The sequence below is a fragment of the Kaistella sp. genome (genome assembly GCF_032060305.1).
GTDB classification, from domain to species: Bacteria; Bacteroidota; Bacteroidia; order Flavobacteriales; family Weeksellaceae; genus Kaistella; species Kaistella yananensis.
This window is the reverse complement of record NZ_DAMBHK010000013.1, coordinates 4,687-23,824: the sequence shown is the minus strand read 5'-3', so window position 1 is coordinate 23,824 and position 19,138 is coordinate 4,687. Positions and strand designations below refer to the sequence as shown.

General features: G+C 38.5%; 13 protein-coding genes and 1 tRNA gene. 5 read left to right on the top strand and 9 right to left on the bottom strand.

The window, feature by feature from the left end; genetic code table 11:
* Positions 1-32 precede the first annotated feature (32 nt).
* From V5N63_RS03185 to V5N63_RS03175, 3 genes are all read left to right on the top strand, one after another.
* On the top strand, positions 33-923 hold the full coding sequence (locus tag V5N63_RS03185) for a 3-hydroxybutyryl-CoA dehydrogenase (protein ID WP_332032805.1): 891 nt from the start codon (positions 33-35) through the stop codon (positions 921-923).
* Positions 924-1,008: 85 nt separating this feature from the next.
* The gene (locus V5N63_RS03180; protein ID WP_332032804.1) at positions 1,009-2,271 is read left to right on the top strand and encodes a hypothetical protein; all 1,263 of its coding nucleotides are present in this window, start codon (positions 1,009-1,011) and stop codon (positions 2,269-2,271) included.
* A gap of 34 nt (positions 2,272-2,305) precedes the next feature.
* A complete protein-coding gene (locus V5N63_RS03175) occupies positions 2,306-2,548 on the top strand; it encodes a hypothetical protein (RefSeq protein ID WP_088468896.1) in 243 nt (80 codons plus the stop codon).
* A 60-nt stretch (positions 2,549-2,608) separates the two neighbouring features.
* Here the strand turns inward: V5N63_RS03175 and V5N63_RS03170 are convergent, their stop codons facing one another.
* The 5 genes from V5N63_RS03170 to V5N63_RS03150 all read right to left on the bottom strand — a co-directional run bounded on the left by V5N63_RS03170 (position 2,609) and on the right by V5N63_RS03150 (position 9,553).
* Positions 2,609-3,007: an META domain-containing protein gene (locus V5N63_RS03170; RefSeq protein WP_265144723.1), complete on the bottom strand. Its 399-nt coding sequence runs from the start codon at positions 3,005-3,007 to the stop codon at positions 2,609-2,611.
* A 129-nt stretch (positions 3,008-3,136) separates the two neighbouring features.
* Positions 3,137-5,539: a phenylalanine--tRNA ligase subunit beta gene (gene pheT / locus V5N63_RS03165; RefSeq protein ID WP_332032803.1), complete on the bottom strand. Its 2,403-nt coding sequence runs from the start codon at positions 5,537-5,539 to the stop codon at positions 3,137-3,139.
* A gap of 133 nt (positions 5,540-5,672) precedes the next feature.
* Positions 5,673-6,803, bottom strand: coding sequence for a DNA polymerase III subunit beta (dnaN, locus tag V5N63_RS03160; protein WP_265144725.1), 1,131 nt, complete (start codon positions 6,801-6,803; stop codon positions 5,673-5,675).
* A gap of 142 nt (positions 6,804-6,945) precedes the next feature.
* Positions 6,946-7,662 (bottom strand): DUF2490 domain-containing protein, encoded by a 717-nt coding sequence (locus V5N63_RS03155; protein WP_332032802.1) that lies wholly within the window; start codon positions 7,660-7,662, stop codon positions 6,946-6,948.
* An 82-nt stretch (positions 7,663-7,744) separates the two neighbouring features.
* Positions 7,745-9,553 (bottom strand): TonB-dependent receptor plug domain-containing protein, encoded by a 1,809-nt coding sequence (locus V5N63_RS03150; RefSeq protein ID WP_332032801.1) that lies wholly within the window; start codon positions 9,551-9,553, stop codon positions 7,745-7,747.
* 319 nt (positions 9,554-9,872) lie between these two features.
* On the opposite strand from V5N63_RS03150, the gene uvrA reads away from it, so the two are divergent.
* Positions 9,873-12,656, top strand: a complete 2,784-nt coding sequence (gene uvrA / locus V5N63_RS03145; protein ID WP_332032800.1) for an excinuclease ABC subunit UvrA — start codon at positions 9,873-9,875, stop codon at positions 12,654-12,656.
* Positions 12,657-12,932: 276 nt separating this feature from the next.
* On the opposite strand, the gene V5N63_RS03140 is transcribed toward uvrA, so the two are convergent.
* Both V5N63_RS03140 and V5N63_RS03135 read right to left on the bottom strand, forming a co-directional pair.
* Positions 12,933-13,004: transfer RNA gene (locus V5N63_RS03140), tRNA-Arg, on the bottom strand.
* A gap of 69 nt (positions 13,005-13,073) precedes the next feature.
* Positions 13,074-14,093: a M28 family metallopeptidase gene (locus V5N63_RS03135; RefSeq protein WP_332032799.1), complete on the bottom strand. Its 1,020-nt coding sequence runs from the start codon at positions 14,091-14,093 to the stop codon at positions 13,074-13,076.
* A gap of 75 nt (positions 14,094-14,168) precedes the next feature.
* Between V5N63_RS03135 and V5N63_RS03130 the strand changes: the two genes are divergently transcribed.
* Entirely contained in the window at positions 14,169-15,302 is a 1,134-nt protein-coding gene (locus tag V5N63_RS03130; protein ID WP_332032798.1) for a methionine aminotransferase, read from the top strand.
* A gap of 39 nt (positions 15,303-15,341) precedes the next feature.
* Here the strand turns inward: V5N63_RS03130 and V5N63_RS03125 are convergent, their stop codons facing one another.
* Together V5N63_RS03125 and V5N63_RS03120 are read right to left on the bottom strand one after the other, a co-directional pair.
* Positions 15,342-15,998: a response regulator transcription factor gene (locus V5N63_RS03125; RefSeq protein ID WP_332032797.1), complete on the bottom strand. Its 657-nt coding sequence runs from the start codon at positions 15,996-15,998 to the stop codon at positions 15,342-15,344.
* Between the two features lie 192 nt (positions 15,999-16,190).
* The coding region (locus V5N63_RS03120) for a DNA polymerase III subunit alpha (protein ID WP_332032796.1) at positions 16,191-19,138 on the bottom strand (2,948 nt) is incomplete at its 5' end.

Below are 19,138 nucleotides of genomic sequence, written 5' to 3'. Positions count from 1 at the left end.
CAGGTTTTAAGACCTAAAAAAAATAAATTTTTATGAAGAATATTGTAGTTATCGGCGCCGGAACAATGGGCAACGGAATCGCACACACTTTTGCACAAACAGGATTCACTGTAAACCTCGTTGATGTTTCAGCTGAAGCACTGGAAAAAGGATTGAAAACCATCACTACCAATCTCGACAGAATTGTTGCGAAAGGCAACCTGACCGAAGAGCAGAAAAACGAAACTTTAAATAACATATCCACATTCACTCAACTTGAAGATGCCGCAAAACATGCAGACCTGATTGTGGAAGCGGCGACAGAAAATATCGATCTGAAACTGAAAATTTTCCGTCAGATGGATGAACTGGCACCTGAAAAATGCATCCTGGCAACCAATACTTCGTCAATTTCAATTACAAAAATTGCGTCGGTTACCCAAAGACCGGAAAAAGTAATCGGTATGCATTTTATGAATCCCGTTCCTATTATGAAACTCGTTGAAATCATCAAAGGCTACTCGACTTCTAAAGAAACTTTCGATGCAGTTTATGAAATGAGCAAAACTTTAGGGAAAGTTCCGGTTGAAGTAAACGATTATCCGGGTTTTGTGGCGAACAGAATTCTGATGCCGATGATTAACGAATCCATTGAGACTTTATACAACGGCGTTGCCGGCGTTGAAGAAATCGATACGGTGATGAAACTGGGAATGGCGCACCCGATGGGACCGCTGCAACTGGCAGATTTCATTGGTCTTGATGTTTGCCTTGCGATTCTGAATGTGATGTACGACGGTTTTAAAAATCCGAAATACGCTCCCAATCCACTCTTAGTAAATATGGTAACCGCAGGTAAATTAGGTGTAAAATCCGGCGAAGGATTCTATGATTATTCCGAAAGTAAAAAAGCAGAAAAAGTATCGAAAATGTTTTCTAAGTAAATTTTGATACATTAAAACAAGATAAATGCGTAGAAAATTACTCGAAAACAGGATATAGATTTTTTTGGTCATCGCAACTGTTGTGATGACCATTCTTCGTTTTCTGCTGAATGAAAAGGGCCGCACCAATCCTGATTCCATCCGTTTTATGCGGACTTCCAAGGTGTTTCCCGTTATTGATAATACCACGACACCAATGGGTTATCCGCTGAGTTTAAAACTCTTCACGTTCTTCGGGTTTGATGAATTCTGGGCGAGTAAAATCATCGGACTTCTGGCCTATTTTTTTATTGTTTACTTCGCCTGGAAAAAGAAATTTTACCTAAAAGAAACCATTCTGGTTGGCGGACTTTTCAGTTTTGTTTCTATTTTTTCGTACACGATGAGCGAATCGCTGATGCTGCCTTTTGTTTTTGTATTTCTTTATATGGCGAGACAAATTATCATTGGACAGATTAAGGGCGCAAAAGCATTTGTTTATCTCAGTTTAATGCTTATTCTTCTGTACAATATCCGTTATCCGGCGCTGTTCATCATCGGTGGAGTTCTGCTGTACGGTCTTTTAAATTTCAGAAAGCATTACGGCAAAACCTTTATCTTCTCAGGGCTTACCGGACTTATTTTCGTAGTGCTTTATAAATTCCTATTCATCGATTATTTTAATGAAACGTACGTTGAACAGTTTTTGAATATCGGACTTCATCCTACTTCAAAGCTTTTGGTAGAACTTTTCCAGGGAATGACAACAACCTTCAATCCCTTTATCCATATTGCCAATCCTGCCGGCGGAATCATCAACTACGGAATTTATGGAATTGGTTTGCTTAATATTTTGCTGCTGAGTTTACTTTTCATTAAAAACAAATTATCCGAGACCGAAAAGTTTCTTGTATTTATAGGAGTTAGTGGAATTATCTGCTCTTACTTCGTGCAGTATTTTTATTCGGTGAATGCGATTGATTACCGGCTTATGGCGCCGTTTTCTTTTCCGATATGGCTTGTTTACTTCAGAAAAATCTATTCAGTTCTGGGCAAATTCACCTACGGAATTACGGTTTTAAGTTTAATGACCGGCTTTGTTTTCACCTGGTTATCGAGAGGAAATTATCTGGAAAACCGCCGGGAAATTACTAAATTCCTGAAATCTGAAAAGATGGAAGATATTCCGTTGAAGTTCTATATGGAAAATGAAAAAGAACTCGATAAAATACAGATCGCCGAACTCATCAGCACCGTAAACCCAAGAGTTAATGTAACTTTCAAGGCAGAAGATACCTTGAAAAAGAACACGTTAATCCAATATAAAGTTTTACAAAAAATAAAGATCGATACCAACCAGTTCCAATAATTTTTACTATTTTTGAGTAGTTAAATTAATTATTATGAAAGTACCAAAATTTTTATTAGCCGACAATTCAGATTTTCCTGAAGATTTATTTGTTGTTCATACAGAATATCCAAGATTTATCCTGAATGTAGAAGAGGAAGAAGTTGAATGGTTGGATGATTTGGAAGGTGACGATGAGGAAACAATGGCAGATGAAGCTACCAAAGTTGTAGAAGCGGCCTTCAAATGGTGCGATGAAGAACTCGCAAAATACGATGAAGAAGAAGACGAAGAATAAATAAGAAATAAAAAAGGAACCCGATTTGAGTTCCTTTTTTTCTTGTCTTTCGAAATTAATTTACTGTTTATTGAACTTCATCAGAAGAAGATCTCCCTTATAAAGTTCCAGCGTATTGCCGTTCACAACATACTTTGTAGCTTCATTCAGCATCCGGAAGTAATTATCTTCAACTTCCATATTCTGGCAGGCCATTTTGGTAGCTCCTACATTTTTCACCACGAAATTTCCTGCAGTTGGATCCAGTGAAAGTTCTCCGAAATAGCTGTTGCAGCCGCCGTTTCCTGTAATTTTATTTGATTCTACATTCAGGGTTGGAGTTTTGCCTTTTACCTGCTCCGCCAAAGTCCATTTCGTATTCGCGATATTTACCTGCGAACTCCCAACCTTCGAACTCGACATTGTAGAGCAGGAACCCATTACTGCAGCAGCAAATATTGCTAAAAAAACATGCTTCATCTTCTTTATTTATTTTATCAAATTTAAGTAAATAATATTTATTTAACCTCTATAAAGAAGAATTATTGTTTCTGAAGCATAAAAAAAGCATCTACAAACGAGATGCTTTTGTACTGTTTTGATAATTTTTTAAGATCTTAATTCTGCTGAGAATTGTTTCTGGAAAGTCTTGATAAGCGAATTCATCACTTCTGTAATCTCTTTCTCTTCCAAAGTTTTTTCTTCATTTAAAAGTTCGAAACTCATCGCATAAGATTTCTTGTTTTCCGGAAGATTTTTACCTTCATACACATCAAAAAGATTGATGTTTTTCAGATATTTCGATGGATTTTTCTTCGCTGCTTTGTAAAGTTCGGCGTAAGATATTTCTTTATCAATCAGCAACGCCAAATCTCTTCTTATTTTATTGAATTTTGGAATGTCTACAAATTTCAGATTGCCATTCGAACGAATTTCCTGGCAAGCTTCCAGCTCTATTTCTGCGTAAAAGCACTCCTGACTGATGTCGGCATCTTTCAGCAATTCCGGAGAAACTTTGCCTACTCTGGCAAGAATTCTGCCGTTTGAAACCAGTTCCAGCGCATCAGAAAATCGCGAATCTTCCAAAGGTTTCTCTTCGATATCAAGATTCAGTTTATCAAAAAGAATTTTTACGTAAGATTTAAGATAATAGAAATCTGTAGCAGATTTTGGCTGCAACCAGTTTTCGGCGGAATTTCTTCCCGAAACCAAAATTGCCAGCTGCTTTCTTTCCTCGTATTTTTCTTTTTTATGATAAATCTTGCCCAGTTCAAAGAATTTGATGTCCTGGTTCTTTCTTTTGATGTTGTAATCGGCATTCTCCAGAAGTCCTTCCAATAATGATTTCCTCATAAACGCCAAATCACCGCTCAGTGGATTGAGGAGTTTTACTGCATCGGTTTCGTCTTTAACAGAAGTCAGCGAATTGTTCATTACTTCGTTGAAGCCGTTACTCTGTAAAGTTCTCGCCCAGGAATTTTCCAGAGCATCCTGATCATCGAAACTAAGTTTTACAGGCGTAAAAGAGATCTTCTGCGGAGGATCGATTTTATTATAACCGTAGATTCTCAGAATCTCTTCAATCACATCAATTTCTCTTGTAACATCAGCTCTGTAAGCAGGAACGGAAATCTCCAGACCGTTTTGAATTTCATTTAAAATTTCAATATCAAGCGATTTCAAAATTTCCTTGATTTTTTCACGGTGCATGATGGTTCCCAAAATCTGGTCAACTTTGGAAAATCTTAGAATTACATAATTATTCTGTATTTTTTCAGGATAATGTTCCAAAAGTCCACCGGTCATTTTCCCACCGGCAATCTCCTCGATCATTTTAATGGCGTGCGTAATTGCAGTTCTGGTACTGTTAGGATCTACCCCACGCTCGAAACGGAAAGAGGCATCGGTGTTCAAACCATGGAACTTAGCGCCTTTTCTAACCGCAACCGGATTAAAATATGCACTTTCCAAAAATATTGTGGTGGTCTTCTCAGAAACTCCCGAATTCTGGCCGCCAAAAACTCCCGCAATGCACATCGGGTTGTTTTCGCCGTCTTTAATCATGATTTCGGCACCGTTCAAAGTTCTTTCTACACCGTCTAAAGTGGTGAATTTGGTTCCTTCAGGATTTACTCCAACCTTCACTTTTTTACCGGTAATTTTACCGGCATCAAAGGCGTGCAGTGGCTGGCCGAAACCGTGGAGAATGTAATTCGTAATATCAACAATATTATTAATTGGACTTAAACCTATCGCTTTCAGGCGGTGTTTTAACCACTGCGGCGAGTCGGCAACCTGTACATTTTCGATTACAGCGCCAATATACCTCGGACATAATGCCGAATCCTCAACTTCGAGCTGAAAATCGGTACTTCCTTCAATCTCCAATGTTTTCGAGGCTACTTTTGCGAACTCCGCTTTCATTTGATTTGAAGTCAAAAATGCATTTAAATCTCTTGCAACTCCGTAGTGCGACATTGCATCGGTTCTGTTTGGCGTTAAACCGATTTCATAAACTTCGTCCGTAGCAAGATCGAAATAATCTGCAAAGTTCTTCCCTACTTCGTATTTTGTTTCATCGAGGATCATAATTCCGCCATGATCATCGCTCAGACCAAGTTCGTCTTCGGCGCAAATCATTCCCTGTGAAACCTCTCCGCGGATTTTTGCTTCTTTTATTTCAAAGGAATTACCGTCTTTTGTATATATTGGCGTTCCTACCACGGCAACCGGAACGGTCTGTCCGGCAGCAACATTTGGTGCACCACAAACAATGTTCAGAATTTTTCCGCTTCCAACATCAACGGTAGTTTTTTTTAGTTTATCAGCATTAGGATGTTGCTCGCAGGTAAGAACTTTACCCACGACAATTCCGGCAAGACTGCCTTTTACGGCTTCATATTTTTCTATCCCTTCTACTTCCAGTCCGATATCGGTAAGATATTCGCCGATTTTATCGGTTTTTAAATCGGTTTTAATATAATCTTTGAGCCAGTTATTCGAAATTTTCATGCGGTAATAATTTGAAATTCAGGGATTGAATTTATCCCCAATAAGTTTGCAAATATCGTGATTTTGCAGGTTAAAAAAAAATTGAGATCTGAAAAAATTTCAAATCTCAATTGATATTGTTTTTATCTTCAACTTACATCCCGATTACCGGCATTGAAAGCATCAGTATATTTTCTTCAGCATCCAAACCATCTACCGGCTCAATGATTCCAGGTCTGTTGGGTTGCGACATTTTCATGGTAATATCATCGGAAACTAATACTGAAAGCATTTCAGTTAAAAATTTAGAACTGAAACCGATGTTGATGTCCTCACCATTATAATCACACGGAATCTGCATATCTGCTTTGTTTGCATACTCTGTATCTTCTGCATGAAGATGAAGAATATTTCCTGAAAGTTTGAATCTCACCTGATTTGTCGATTTATTCGACATGATGGAAGCCCGGCGGATAGAGCTGAGCAAAAGATTTCTGTTGATGGTTAATACATTTGGATTTTCTTTCGGAATTACCGCGGTATAATTCGGGTATTTACCATCGATCAGTCTACAGATCCAGGTATTGTTTCCGAAAGTGAATTTCGCCATGTTCTCGTTGAATTCAATCGTAACATCTTCATTGGAATTCGCAAGAATATTTTTGAAGATTGCCAAAGGTTTTTTTGGCATAATGAATTCTATCGGTTCAGGATTGATTAAATCTGTTCTTTTATAAACCACCAAACGGTGAGAATCTGTAGAAACAAAATTGGTTTCGTCTTCTTTAAACTGAAACAGAACGCCAGTCATTACAGGTCTCAGGGAATCGTTGCTTGTTGCAAAAAGAGTGTTGGTAAGAGCTTCGCTTAGAACTCCGGCAGAAATCTTCACACTTTGTGACGCATCAAATTCCGGCAATTCCGGGTAATCTTCAGCATTATCTAATGCTACAGCAAAATTGTCTTTTTCATCTAAAATTTCAAGCAGTGACCCGTTTCCGTCTTCGGAATCCTTCACCGATAAAGTTAAAGGCTGCTCACCATAAGTTTTCACGAAATCCTGAAAAATCTTGGCAGGAACTGCGAATTTACCGGTATCATCAGATTTTACTTCCAGTGAAGTTACCAAAGTAGTTTCGCCGTCGGAAGCAGTTATTTTAAGATTGTTTTCTTCGATTTCAAACAGGTAATTTTCAAGAATTGGTCTTGACTGGGAACTTGAAATCACTCCACTTACAGTGTTTAATGCTTTCTGTAATTCCCCACTTGCAACAATAAATTTCATTTGGATATATTTATTTTAAAAAAGGACAAATGGAACGCAAGCGTTACATATAAAAAATTATTTTGACAAATATATGAATTTGAAGCAAAAAAAGGAAACAAACTTTGTAATTAAGAAGCAATTCGGTTAAAAGTTATCAACATTAGTCAGCCCCCGGGAATTGATAGTCTTTATCGTCGGAACCGTCAATCGTAATGTTCAGTGCGAGATAGAGAAAGTGCAGATTTTTGTTACCGGACTGGGCTAATTCCCTTTGCCAGAGGTAACCGGTCGCAATCCCGAAATTTTCATCGATCTGGTAGCCAAAACCTCCATAAACCCTGTTTCTTGCAAACAAAGGTTTTTCTGTAGTTACAAAGAAAACTTCATCGTAAGCATTTGCAAAAACAGTCCCTGGTTTTACCGTATCAGCATTTAGAGGAACTGAAATATTAAGCCTGTACCTGAGCCTGATTCTGTCGGAATGCACGTCTTTCAACGGCTCATAAAACCAGCTTTTTTCGGCTCGGAAACGGTTTTCAAATTTGAATTTGCCAGATTTCAGATCGATCACATCCTGCAGCCAAACCCGGAATTCTTCTTTATCCATCACATGGTTTTTGTAATTTCCGTAGCGCCCAATACCGATAAACGGCTTGTGATTTTTTGTAAGATTATAACCTACTCCTCCTTTAATTTCATAGTAATCGGGATAAGAAAAATCTTCAATCCCGCGCAGTTGGCCTTCAGCATAAAGAAAAAATTTCGGATGAAATTTATAGGTTACCGTTAAGGCATTAAAACTCGAAACATGCTCCTGCTGCGCGTTTGCCGAGAAAGATAAAAGAAAAATAATAATGAAATATACTTTGTTTTTCATCCCGCAAAATTAAAATAATTATCTGAATATTAATAAAATATAATACAGACTGCCAATTTTCATGCTTCTGAAATTTAAAGCTTTAAAGTGCAATTTTATACGTAAAACCTACATGAAACCAGCGTTTCGGCATCGGAATCCCGAATGTTTCGGTATAATCGGAATTGGTGATATTGTTGATTAAAACGTACAGATTCAAATTCCGGAAATCATAACTTAGTTTTTCATCTAAAGTCTGGTAACTGCCTGTTGTTACCCTTTCATTGTACCGGTAAATGAGCTGACTTGTGAAATGCTTAAGAAAACGGTTCTCCAGTTTCCCAACAAACTGATGTTTAAGATTCTCCATCACGTATCTTGAGATCAAATGTTCAGGCTGGCTGTTTTTAGTTTCGAGGAATGTATATCCTACTGAATAAGATTTCACAAACGAATCGAAATGCTGGCCCAGTTCAATCTCAAAACCTTTTGTATCGATTTCGCCGATATTCTCGGCTTTCCAGATGTCATTTGTATTTTGTTTCACCCAGTCGATCGAATTGTTTGAATTTCTGAGGAAACCGCTTATTTTTCCGACAAAATTATTTTGCTGATAACGGTAACCCAATTCTGCAGCCAAAGCATGTTCGGGCTTCAAGTCCGGATTTCCTGTTTCGGTCTTGCTCACATAATACAAATCGGTAAAAGTTGGAATCCTGTTGACTTTAGCGATGTTTCCGTAGATTTTATGGTTTTCTGTAATATTAAATCCTACATCCAAACCTGGATAGAAAAAGTTTCCTTCTTCTGCATAATTGGCCCACGAAACTCCGGGAGAAATGTTCAGTTTATTCTGAATGAAAGAAAAATGATGCTCCAGGAAAAGTTGAGTAATAAACCGCTCGCGATGTCCAAGATTGTTGCTTGCCAAAAATTCTTTGCGCAGTTCGACTCCCAAACCAGTATTTCCCAAGCCAGAATGATAGGTTCCGTTGGCTTCAAAACCAATGTTGTTCCCTATGTGCATGTTTCTGTAGATTTCGGGTTTGTTGCGGACATATTCGTACATATCCTGCCCTCTTCTCCAATAGATATTTGAATTGAATTTAAAATTGCTGAAGCTCTGTGTAAGCCCCAAACTTACGATTGAAGTCTGGATTTCTTCGTACTGATCTTTGGCATTGGGCGAAGCATAGAAACCGTTTGCACCAAATTTCTTTTCCTGAATACCGGCCTGGAATTTCAGATTTCCGTTTTGCAGAGGAATTTCGTTCTGATAATAAACATTGTTGATTTTATAATCGGTATTATACCGGTAACCCTCTGATGACGAAGTATTCACCTGAATAAAACTGGAAATTTTCGGACTCCCAAAGTTTGCGCCGACTCCTAAAGAATAGGTTCCAAAATCTCCGCCGTTAGCGGAAACAATTACTTTTTCCTCATCGCTTGTCTTTGTAATGATGTTTACAACGCCAGCATATGCATTTTGACCGAAACTTCGTGCTGACGGACCTTTTATAACTTCAATCCTTTCCACTGAAGCCAGGTCGAACGGAAGATTCATTGAATTATGTCCGGTTTGCGAATCGCTCATCCGGATACCGTTCACCAAGATTAGAACCTGCTCGAAACTGCTGCCACGCAGAGAAATATCTGCCTGAACGCCGTTACCGCCTCTTCGGCGGATATCAAAACCAGTAAACTGAGCCAAAACTTCTTCAACACTTTTGGCTGGCGAGTTTATAATTTGTTCGCGACGGATTACCGTTACGTTTTCATTCACCTTTTTTACGGGAAGCGTAAGAAATTTCCCCTGGATATTTACTTCGTCAATTTCGCTTTCTTTTGATTGGGCAGCAAACTGCAGAATGTTTCCTACGAGCAAAATACTTAAAACTATTTTTTTCACTTTTATTAAATTTTGATATGGTTTACAATGAAAACAACAATCATAAAAAGAACAGAAAACAGTGCATTCATGATTAGTTACAGTAAAATAAGCGGCAAATATAAATAACAACTCAACAAAAAAAGAACGCAATTTTTATGACAAATATTAGTTAGGAAAATCATGATAATTCAATATTTTTCATATATAAATTAACAGATGCACGCTGGAAGATGTGCTGATATTTGAATTCTTATTTCACAATTAACATGATTTAAAAAGAATGTTCTCAGCATTTTCGGTGAAAAAATCCGTAATTTTGTGAGCTTTAATTTTAGTCATGACCACAACTACAGATATTGATATTAAAAAACAGATTTTCGTAAAAAACGCACATCTGAATAACCTGAAACACATTGATGTTCTGCTTCCTAAAAACAAACTTATTGTAATTACAGGAGTTTCGGGAAGCGGAAAATCGTCGCTTGCTTTCGACACGATTTATGCGGAAGGACAGCGCAGATATGTGGAAAGTTTGAGTTCTTACGCAAGGCAGTTTTTGGGCAAACTCGAAAAGCCAAAAGTTGATGATATTAAAGGTCTTGCACCGTCAATAGCCATTCAGCAAAAAGTTATTTCTTCAAACCCGCGGTCAACCGTAGGTACTTCAACCGAAGTTTATGATTACCTGAAACTTCTTTTTGCCAGAATCGGACGCACGTTTTCACCAGTTTCAGGCAACGAAGTAAAAAAAGATTCTGTAAGCGATGTGATTGATTTCATTCAAAAATCAGAAAATCAAATTTTCCTTTTAAGAAGCCCCCTACATTTTGAGGTTTCTAAGTTTGCAGAGCATCTTAAAACACTGAAAGTGTCTGGTTTTACCCGTCTCGAAATCAATGGAAACGTAGCGGGAATTGAAGATTTGGAAAGTTTCGGATTTATTCCGGAAAAAGACATGGAAATCTTTCTCGTGATCGACCGTTTCAGTTATGAAGAAAACGAAAGTTTCCTGCAAAGATTGGCAGATTCTATCCAGATGGCATTCTACGAAGGACATGGATGTTGTTCTCTTAAAAACACAGAAAGCGGAAAAGTCACCGAATTTTCAAACAAATTTGAGCTCGACGGTATGGAGTTCATGGAACCGAATGTTCACTTTTTCAGTTTCAATAATCCGTACGGAGCCTGCCCAGAATGCGAAGGTTACGGAAAAGTAATAGGCATTGATGAGGATTTGGTAGTTCCGAATAAAAACTTGTCGGTTTTTGAAGATGCTGTAGCAAGCTGGAAAGGTGAAAGCATGAGCGAATGGAAAAAAGATTTCATTAAAAAAGCGAAAGATTTTCCGGTTCATAAACCTTATTATCAGCTCACAAAAGACCAGAAAAACTATCTCTGGAAAGGCGACAATAGCAGAAACTTCCCATCAATCAACAGTTTTTTCAAAATGCTGGAAGAAAATCTGTACAAAATCCAATATCGCGTGATGCTTTCCAGATTCCGCGGAAAAACACTTTGCCCGACCTGCGAAGGGTTGCGCCTGCGTGAAGAAACAAAATGGGTAAAAATCGACGGACACAATATACAGTCGATGATCGAGATGCCTCTGGATGAACTTTTACCGCTCATAAAATCACTGAAACTCAGTAAACATGACGCAGAAATTGCAAAAAGACTGCTTTATGAAATTACAACAAGACTCGAATTTCTTGAAAAAGTAGGACTTGGTTATTTAACGCTCAACAGAACTTCGAACACGCTTTCAGGTGGTGAAAGCCAGCGAATTAATTTGGCAACAAGTTTGGGAAGTTCACTTGTGGGTTCCATTTATATACTCGACGAACCTTCAATTGGACTGCATTCCCGCGACACCGAAAACCTGATTGAAGTACTGAAAAACCTTAGAGATTTAGGAAATACCGTGATTGTGGTAGAACATGATGAAGACGTGATGAAAGCCGCAGATCATATCATCGATATCGGCCCGGAAGCAGGTTATCTTGGCGGCGAACTGGTTTTTGCAGGGGATTTTAAAGAACTTAAAAATTCAGACTCGCTTACCGCGCAATATCTCACCGGAAAATTGGAAATTAAAGTTCCTGAAAAACGCAGAAAAGCCAAAGAATTTATACAAATCAAAGGCGCAAGACAAAATAATTTAAAAAACATTGATGTAGATATTCCGCTGGAAAATCTGGTGGTGATTTCAGGAGTTTCCGGTTCCGGAAAATCGACTTTAATGAAAGAAGTTCTTACGAACGAAATTCAGGTTCAGTTGGGAATGGGCGGCAAAAAAGGAGATTACGATTCGGTGGAATTCCCAAAAAAACTCATTAAAAACATTGAACTGATCGACCAAAACCCAATCGGCAAATCATCACGCTCTAATCCTGTGACGTACTTAAAAGCTTATGACGATATCCGGGATTTATTTTCAAAGCAAAAATTAGCAAAAATTCAGGGCCTGAAACCGAAACATTTTTCATTCAACGTGGATGGCGGAAGGTGTGATGACTGCAAAGGCGAAGGCGTAATTAACGTATCCATGCAGTTTATGGCTGATATCGAACTGGAATGTGAAACCTGTAAAGGCACGCGCTTCAAACACGAAATTCTTGAAATTAAATTCGATGAAAAAAACATTTCAGATGTACTGCATATGACCGTAGATGAAGCGCTGGAATTTTTCACCGAAAACAATGAAACGAAAATTGTAACCAAACTGAAACCGCTTCAGGAAGTAGGTTTGGGATATCTGCAGTTGGGACAAAGCTCCTCTACCCTTTCTGGTGGCGAAGCTCAGCGCGTAAAACTCGCATCATTCCTCGTAAAAGGTGTTACAACCGAGAAAACCTTGTTTATTTTTGATGAACCTTCCACGGGCTTACATTTTCATGATATCAAGAAGCTGCTTACTTCACTTCAGGCTCTGATTGAGTTGGGACATTCGGTTATCGTTATTGAACATCAGCCCGATATTATTAAATCTGCAGATTACATCATTGATATCGGTCCCGAAGCCGGAAAATACGGCGGCGAAGTGGTTTTCGCGGGAACTCCTGAAGATTTGGTGAAGAATAAAAAATCGCATACCGGTAAATTTTTGTTGGAAAAACTATAAAACAAACGAGTTATCCACAAAAAAATGTGGATAAGCTGTGAATTTTAACACTAAATTTACATTGTGTATCAGAATAATTGCTACTTTTACTCTGAAAATAGATTGAAATGAAAGTAATTATCTTTTTCAACATTCACAGCAATACCATTAAATTGATATAAAAATTTAAGAGAAGCACCGTCGGCTTCTCTTTTTTGTTGTTGTCTAACTAAAAAAAATGAGATCCTTATCTATTGAATCCGCTGCTAAACAGCGGATTCTCTTATCTAAGGATCGTGACTCCACCAAGAATCGAACTTGGATCTAAAGTTTAGGAAACTTCTATTCTATCCGTTGAACTATGGAGCCGGAAATCAAATTTACAAAAACAAAAATCCGCTGCAAAAGCAACGGATCTATTTTTTTATTACCCAAAAATTACCTGCTATTTTTACCGTCAACCACAATGCGGTCTTTTCGGTTTGCCAGTTCCCAGGCGGTGGCAAAAACCAATTGGGTACGTTTCTGCAATGCGTTGTAATCTATTTTATCAGCATCATCAGTTGGTTTGTGGTAATCTTCATGAATTCCGTCAAAGAAAAAAGCTACCGGAATATTGTGCTTTGCAAAATTATAATGATCTGATCTGTAATATAATCTTTGCGGATCATTAGGTTCGTCGTATTTGTAATTCAACTCCATTTTGGTAGTTTTATTATTGGCCGCCTCATTAATTTTCTTCAGGTCAGAACTCAACATTTCCGAACCGATCACATACACATAATCTTTACCACAATTCGCGGGATCGCATCTTCCAATCATATCAATATTAAGATTCGTTACTGTATTTGCCAATGGAAAAACCGGATTTTCCGAGTAGTAATCAGATCCCAAAAGCCCATGTTCTTCGCCGGTTACATGTAAAAACAGAACCGAACGTTTCGGGCCATGGCCAGCCTTTTTAGCATACTGAAAAGCTTCAGCAATTTCAATGAGAGCAACTGTACCGCTTCCATCATCATCTGCACCGTTGTAAACAACACCGTTTTGTGTTCCCACATGATCATAATGTGCAGAAATTACAATAATTTCATCTGGTTTTTCGCTGCCTTTTATAAATGCCAGAATATTTTCGGATTCAGGCAGGCCTTTACCTCTTTTCGCGTTGAGAAATTCTGCAGGCACAGTCTGGTAATAAGAACTCATCGGCGTTGGGTAAGGAACGCCCATTTCCTTGTACTGTTTGATGATGTATTCGCCTGCTTTTTTCTGTCCGGCACTTCCCGTGTTGCGACCTTCCATTTCGTCCGAAGCAATTACATAAAGGTTTTTCTTTAAATCATCTTGGGTAATCGTGCGCATAGATTTTTTGAAAGCATTGCCATCATACGTATAATTTACCGTGGCACAACTTGTTAACAAAACTGCCGAAAGCAGCGGAATCAGGATGTTTTTCATAAATTTATTTTGTAAAGTTTAAAAATAGCATTTTTTTTCAGATTAAGTTTCGAAACCATTATTATAAATTTGAGTATGATTAAAAGAAAACATTCAGGCAGTGACCTTACAATTTTCTCGGAAATGTCGGCTTTAGCGCTGAAATATAACGCTGTGAATCTTTCGCAAGGTTTTCCGGATTATGATATTGACGACAGACTGAAAAAACTTCTATGCGAAGGGACCGAGAAAAATTTCAACCAATATGCACCCATGTCAGGCCTGCCAATGTTGGTTGAGAATTTATCTGAATTTAATTTGAAACGTAAGATTTCGGTTTCTAAGGAAAATATTACAGTTTCTCCCGGAGCAAGCTACGCAATTTACACAGCCTTGGCGGCCATTCTTGGCCCAGGTGATGAGGTTATCGTACTGGAACCCTGCTACGATTCGTATGTTCCTTCTATAGAAGTTAACGGTGGAATCCCGGTATATGTGAAGCTGAAGGATAATTTTGAAATTGATTTTGATGCACTCAAGCAAGTCATCAGTCTTAAAACCAAAGCGATCATTGTAAATTCACCCCATAATCCTTCCGGAAAAGTCTGGAGAAAAGAAGACTGGGATCAACTCGCAAATCTCATTTCCAACACCGATATTATTTTAATTTCTGATGAAGTGTATGATCTCCTCACTTACGATGAGCGCAGGTTTTACAGCACCTTTCAGCATCCTGTTCTCAGGGAAAAATGTTTCAGTATTTTTTCGTTCGGGAAAATGTTTCACATCACCGGATGGAAAGTAGGTTATGTATTGGCTTCCGAAGAACTTTCGCGGGCTTACCGGCGGGTACATCAGTATTTGAGTTTCAGTGTGAATGCGCCTGCACAATATGCAATCGCCAAATATTTAGAAATTTTCGATGCAGAAGAAAACAGCAAATTCATGCAGCAAAAAAGGGATTTCTTTATTGAATCTTTTAAGGATCTGCCGTTCACATTTACAGAAAAAGCAGAAGCCGGCTATTTCCAGATTATGAGCTATGGAAATATTTCAGAAAAGCCTGAAAAGGAATTCGCAGTATGGCTTACCGAACACGCAAAAGTTGCAACAATCCCTATTTCTGCTTTTTATCATGAGCCATCGGATTCGGGAAAAATCCGTTTTTGTTTCGCTAAAAGAGAAGAGACCATTTTAAAAGCATTAGAGCATTTAAAAGAGTTTTTATGATCTTAATTTTTGAGATTAAGTATAATCAGAATTAATTCATTAATTAACAAGGTGATTATCCACCGCGAATTTCACGAGCATTGAGGAATTTCGGACATCAAGTTTGAGCATGATTTTCCGGCGGTGCGTTTCTACTGTATGTGTACTGATAAATAGCTTATCCGCAATTTCCTTAGTCCTGAAACCTTCACAAATGAGGTCGAGAACTTCTCTTTCGCGTACGGTAAGTTCTTCGAAAGTACCAATTTTTTTCTCATTTGAATCTTCGAGATTACAGATAAAATTGTAAAGTATATTTTTTATTTCTTCATTTAGAAAGATCCGGCCCGCGATTACTTCATTTAATGCAAGCACGAATTCTGCGGCGTCGGTACTTTTGCTGAGAAAACTTTTGATGCCTCGGTCGAAAAATTTCTTGATGTTTTTAACATCTATATTGGCCGAAAGAATAATAATTTTTAACTGAGCGTTAAGAGCCATCAACTTTTCGATCATAGCCAACGCATCATTGGTACTGAATCCTAAAATATTAAGAACCGCAATTTGAGATTCTTCTTTAATTAAATTTTCAAGCTCATCGGCTTCGGTGGTAATGGTGTAACTGTATTTTTCACCAAAACCATTTTTATCCAACAAACAACCCATCGCCTCAAGATACAGACAGTGATTATCAAAAAGAATAATTTCAGTTTTCATAGAATTTGTGTTTGGTTTTACGAAAATAATGATTTTATCGCGCTCCGATTACCGTAAAATCACCCAAACTTACTAATTATGAGCAAATTAACAACTCGTTAACATTTGTTAAAAAAAAACAAGACAGCACCGAAGTTCGGTACTGTCCTACTCTTTGCCTATTTAAAGTGTCTTAAAATCTATTGTGAAATTTTAATTCAGAAATACCTCATATTTATGCATATCGTGAATTACTTCCAGCAGATCTCCGTTAATTTCAATGTGCGCTTTCATTGCCATGAGTTCGATGGTTGACTGGTCTTCGGGATTTTTTACAAAGAAATTAAGCCTCTGTTCGCCTTTGTTTTCTGAAAAATTATTTTTGAAAAACTCAATATCTTCTCTGCGAAGATCCTGCAGATTTACCACAATTGTCATTTTTTTAGCAAACTTTTCAAAAGCATCTTTCAGATCAATCACATCCGAAATATTTACAAAGACTCTGCCGTCTTTTGCCTGCGAAAATTTAATCTTGAAAATGACAAACCGCTGTACATCGATCCGGTCACGAAGCCTCATATAGTCGCGGTCTCCAAGCCGGAAACCATAACTTCCGCTGTAATCTTCCAGGGTGATGAAAGCTACTTTTTCGCCGCTGTTTTTCCCGTCGCGTACAGTGTATTCGGTGACCAATCCGGCAACCATATACTCGGGTGAATTATTTTTCATGGCCTGTTTCTCCTTCCAGCTCATTTTTTCATCATTGAACAAATCAGGCTGTTGGCTGGCAAAAACGGTATCTTTGAAAGCTTCAACTTCATCCAGATTCAGGAAATTAAAACTGCCTTTTGGTTCTGCTTTTTTTGTCGGTTCCTCAATTAAAACTTCTTCATCTCCGCTTAAAATTTCACCCGGAATATCGATGAGTTCGTCATCCGAATCTGTCGTATCGGCAATGTCAACCGGAAGAATAATTTTTTCGAGTTCCGCAACTTCATCTTTCTTGCCTTCGAGGATTTCTTTTTTGCCTAAAGCACCCTGAATAAACTGAAACTGGAATTTATACTCATCAAGCGGATGCGCAGACAGATAAAATCCTATGATTTCCTTTTCTTTATTGAGTTTGTGCATGCTTTGCCACTCTGGGGCAGGATTTATTTTAGGTGGCTCAATTTTCACCTCGTCGGCAAAATCGGCAAACAGCGAATTTTCTACTTCATTTTTGGTATCCTGAAAACTCTGTCCGTAACGTAAAAGTTTCTCGATATTGGTTTTTCCAGCAATATCGATATCGAAATACTGCGCACGGTGATAACGGTCGACCTCATCGAAAGCGCCTGCAACCACCAAACTCTCTGCCACTCTTTTGTTCATTTGTGACGATGGTATTCTTTCAAAAAAGTCATAAATATTTTTGAATCTTTCCGTTTTTCTTGCATTTACAATCGCTTCACTCGGTCCTTCACCAATTCCTTTAATCGCTCCCAAGCCGAAACGGATCTGGCCTTTTTCGTTTACCGAGAATTCATACTGCGATTCGTTCACCGAAGGACCCAAAACATCCACTCCAATACTTTTGCAATCCTCCATAAACATGGTGATTTGCTTGGTATTGTTCAGGTTATTCGTCATTACACTTGCCATATACTCAGCCGGGTAATTGGCTTTGAGATAAGCAGTTTGGTAGGCAATCAACGCATAGCAGGTTGAGTGGGATTTATTGAAGGCGTATTCGGCAAATGCCTCCCAGTCTTTCCATATTTTATTGAGTTTATCAACAGCGAGGTTGTTTTTTTCGCCTTCTTCCATAAACTTCGGATACATTTTGTCGAGTGTAGCGCGGTCTTTCTTACCCATCGCTTTTCTTAATGTATCGGCTTCACCTTTGGTAAAATTCGCCAATTTTTGAGACAAAAGCATTACCTGTTCCTGATAAACCGTAATTCCGTAAGTTTCTGCGAGGAATTCTTCGGTTTCCTTTAAATCGTACACCGTTTCTTCCAGCTTATTTTTACGGTTGATGAAATTCGGGATGTACTTTATAGGTCCGGGACGGTAAAGCGCGTTCATGGCAATTAAATCCGCAAACTGAGTAGGTTTCAGTTCGCGCATGTATTTCTGCATTCCGGGACTTTCATACTGAAAAATCCCAATGGTTCTCCCCTCCTGGAACAGCTGATAGGTTTTGAGATCATCCAGGGGAATTTCATCCGGATTAATTTCGATTCCGTGGCGTTCTTTGATGAGTTTAATGGCGTGTTTAATGATGGTTAAAGTCCGCAAACCCAAAAAGTCCATTTTCAGGAGGCCTGCACTTTCAGCTACCGAGTTATCGAACTGTGACACTAAAATATCCGGATCTTTTGCTGCAATAGTGATCGGGACAAGATTCGAAATATCTTCCGGAGTTATAATCACACCGCAGGCATGAATTCCGGTATTTCGGATGCAACCTTCCATACGCTGCGCTGCCGAGAGCACTCCAAATCTGGAATCCTGCTTGTTTTCGAGGATATCTTTCATTTCCTGAGCCAGAACTTTATCTTCAGGACTTAATTTATCGAATTTTGCAAAAGCTTTCGCAATATTCATCCCTGGAGTTGAGGGAATGAGTTTCGCTATGTTATTGGTTTCCGGAATTGAAATATCGAGTACCCTACCGGCATCTTTTATGGCTGATTTCCCGCCTAACACTGAGTAAGTGATAATTTGGGCAACATTGGTCTTACCGTATTTTTCAACCACCCATTTTATGATTTTATCTCGTCCTTCGTCATCGAAATCGATATCAATATCCGGCATTGAGATCCTTTCTGGATTCAGGAAACGCTCAAATAGTAAATCATATTTAATAGGATCCACATTGGTGATTCCTGTACAGTACGCTACGGCAGATCCGGCAGCAGAACCACGCCCAGGGCCAACCCATACGCCCATTTTGCGGGCTTCGTTACAGAAATCCTGAACGATAAGAAAATAGCCGGGATAGCCGGTGTTTGCAATAACTTCGAGTTCGAAATCCAGCCGCTCCCTTATTTCATCAGTAATTTCGCCATATCTTTTTGCTGCGCCTTCATAAGTTAAATGTCTGAGATAAGCGTTTTCGCCGCGTTTTCCGCCGTCAATTTTATCTTCTTTACTTAAAAATTCCTCAGGAATAT

Excerpts from the sequence above, each read along its gene's own strand:
- V5N63_RS03185 (WP_332032805.1), top strand. The coding sequence starts at position 33 with ATGAAGAATATTGTAGTTATCGGCGCCGGAACAATGGGCAACGGAATC.
- V5N63_RS03180 (WP_332032804.1), top strand. The coding sequence starts at position 1,009 with ATGACCATTCTTCGTTTTCTGCTGAATGAAAAGGGCCGCACCAATCCT.
- V5N63_RS03175 (WP_088468896.1), top strand. The coding sequence starts at position 2,306 with ATGAAAGTACCAAAATTTTTATTAGCCGACAATTCAGATTTTCCTGAA.
- V5N63_RS03170 (WP_265144723.1), bottom strand. The coding sequence starts at position 3,007 with ATGAAGCATGTTTTTTTAGCAATATTTGCTGCTGCAGTAATGGGTTCC.
- pheT (WP_332032803.1), bottom strand. The coding sequence starts at position 5,539 with ATGAAAATTTCGAATAACTGGCTCAAAGATTATATTAAAACCGATTTA.
- dnaN (WP_265144725.1), bottom strand. The coding sequence starts at position 6,803 with ATGAAATTTATTGTTGCAAGTGGGGAATTACAGAAAGCATTAAACACT.
- V5N63_RS03155 (WP_332032802.1), bottom strand. The coding sequence starts at position 7,662 with ATGAAAAACAAAGTATATTTCATTATTATTTTTCTTTTATCTTTCTCG.
- uvrA (WP_332032800.1), top strand. The coding sequence starts at position 9,873 with ATGACCACAACTACAGATATTGATATTAAAAAACAGATTTTCGTAAAA.
- V5N63_RS03135 (WP_332032799.1), bottom strand. The coding sequence starts at position 14,093 with ATGAAAAACATCCTGATTCCGCTGCTTTCGGCAGTTTTGTTAACAAGT.
- V5N63_RS03130 (WP_332032798.1), top strand. The coding sequence starts at position 14,169 with ATGATTAAAAGAAAACATTCAGGCAGTGACCTTACAATTTTCTCGGAA.
- V5N63_RS03125 (WP_332032797.1), bottom strand. The coding sequence starts at position 15,998 with ATGAAAACTGAAATTATTCTTTTTGATAATCACTGTCTGTATCTTGAG.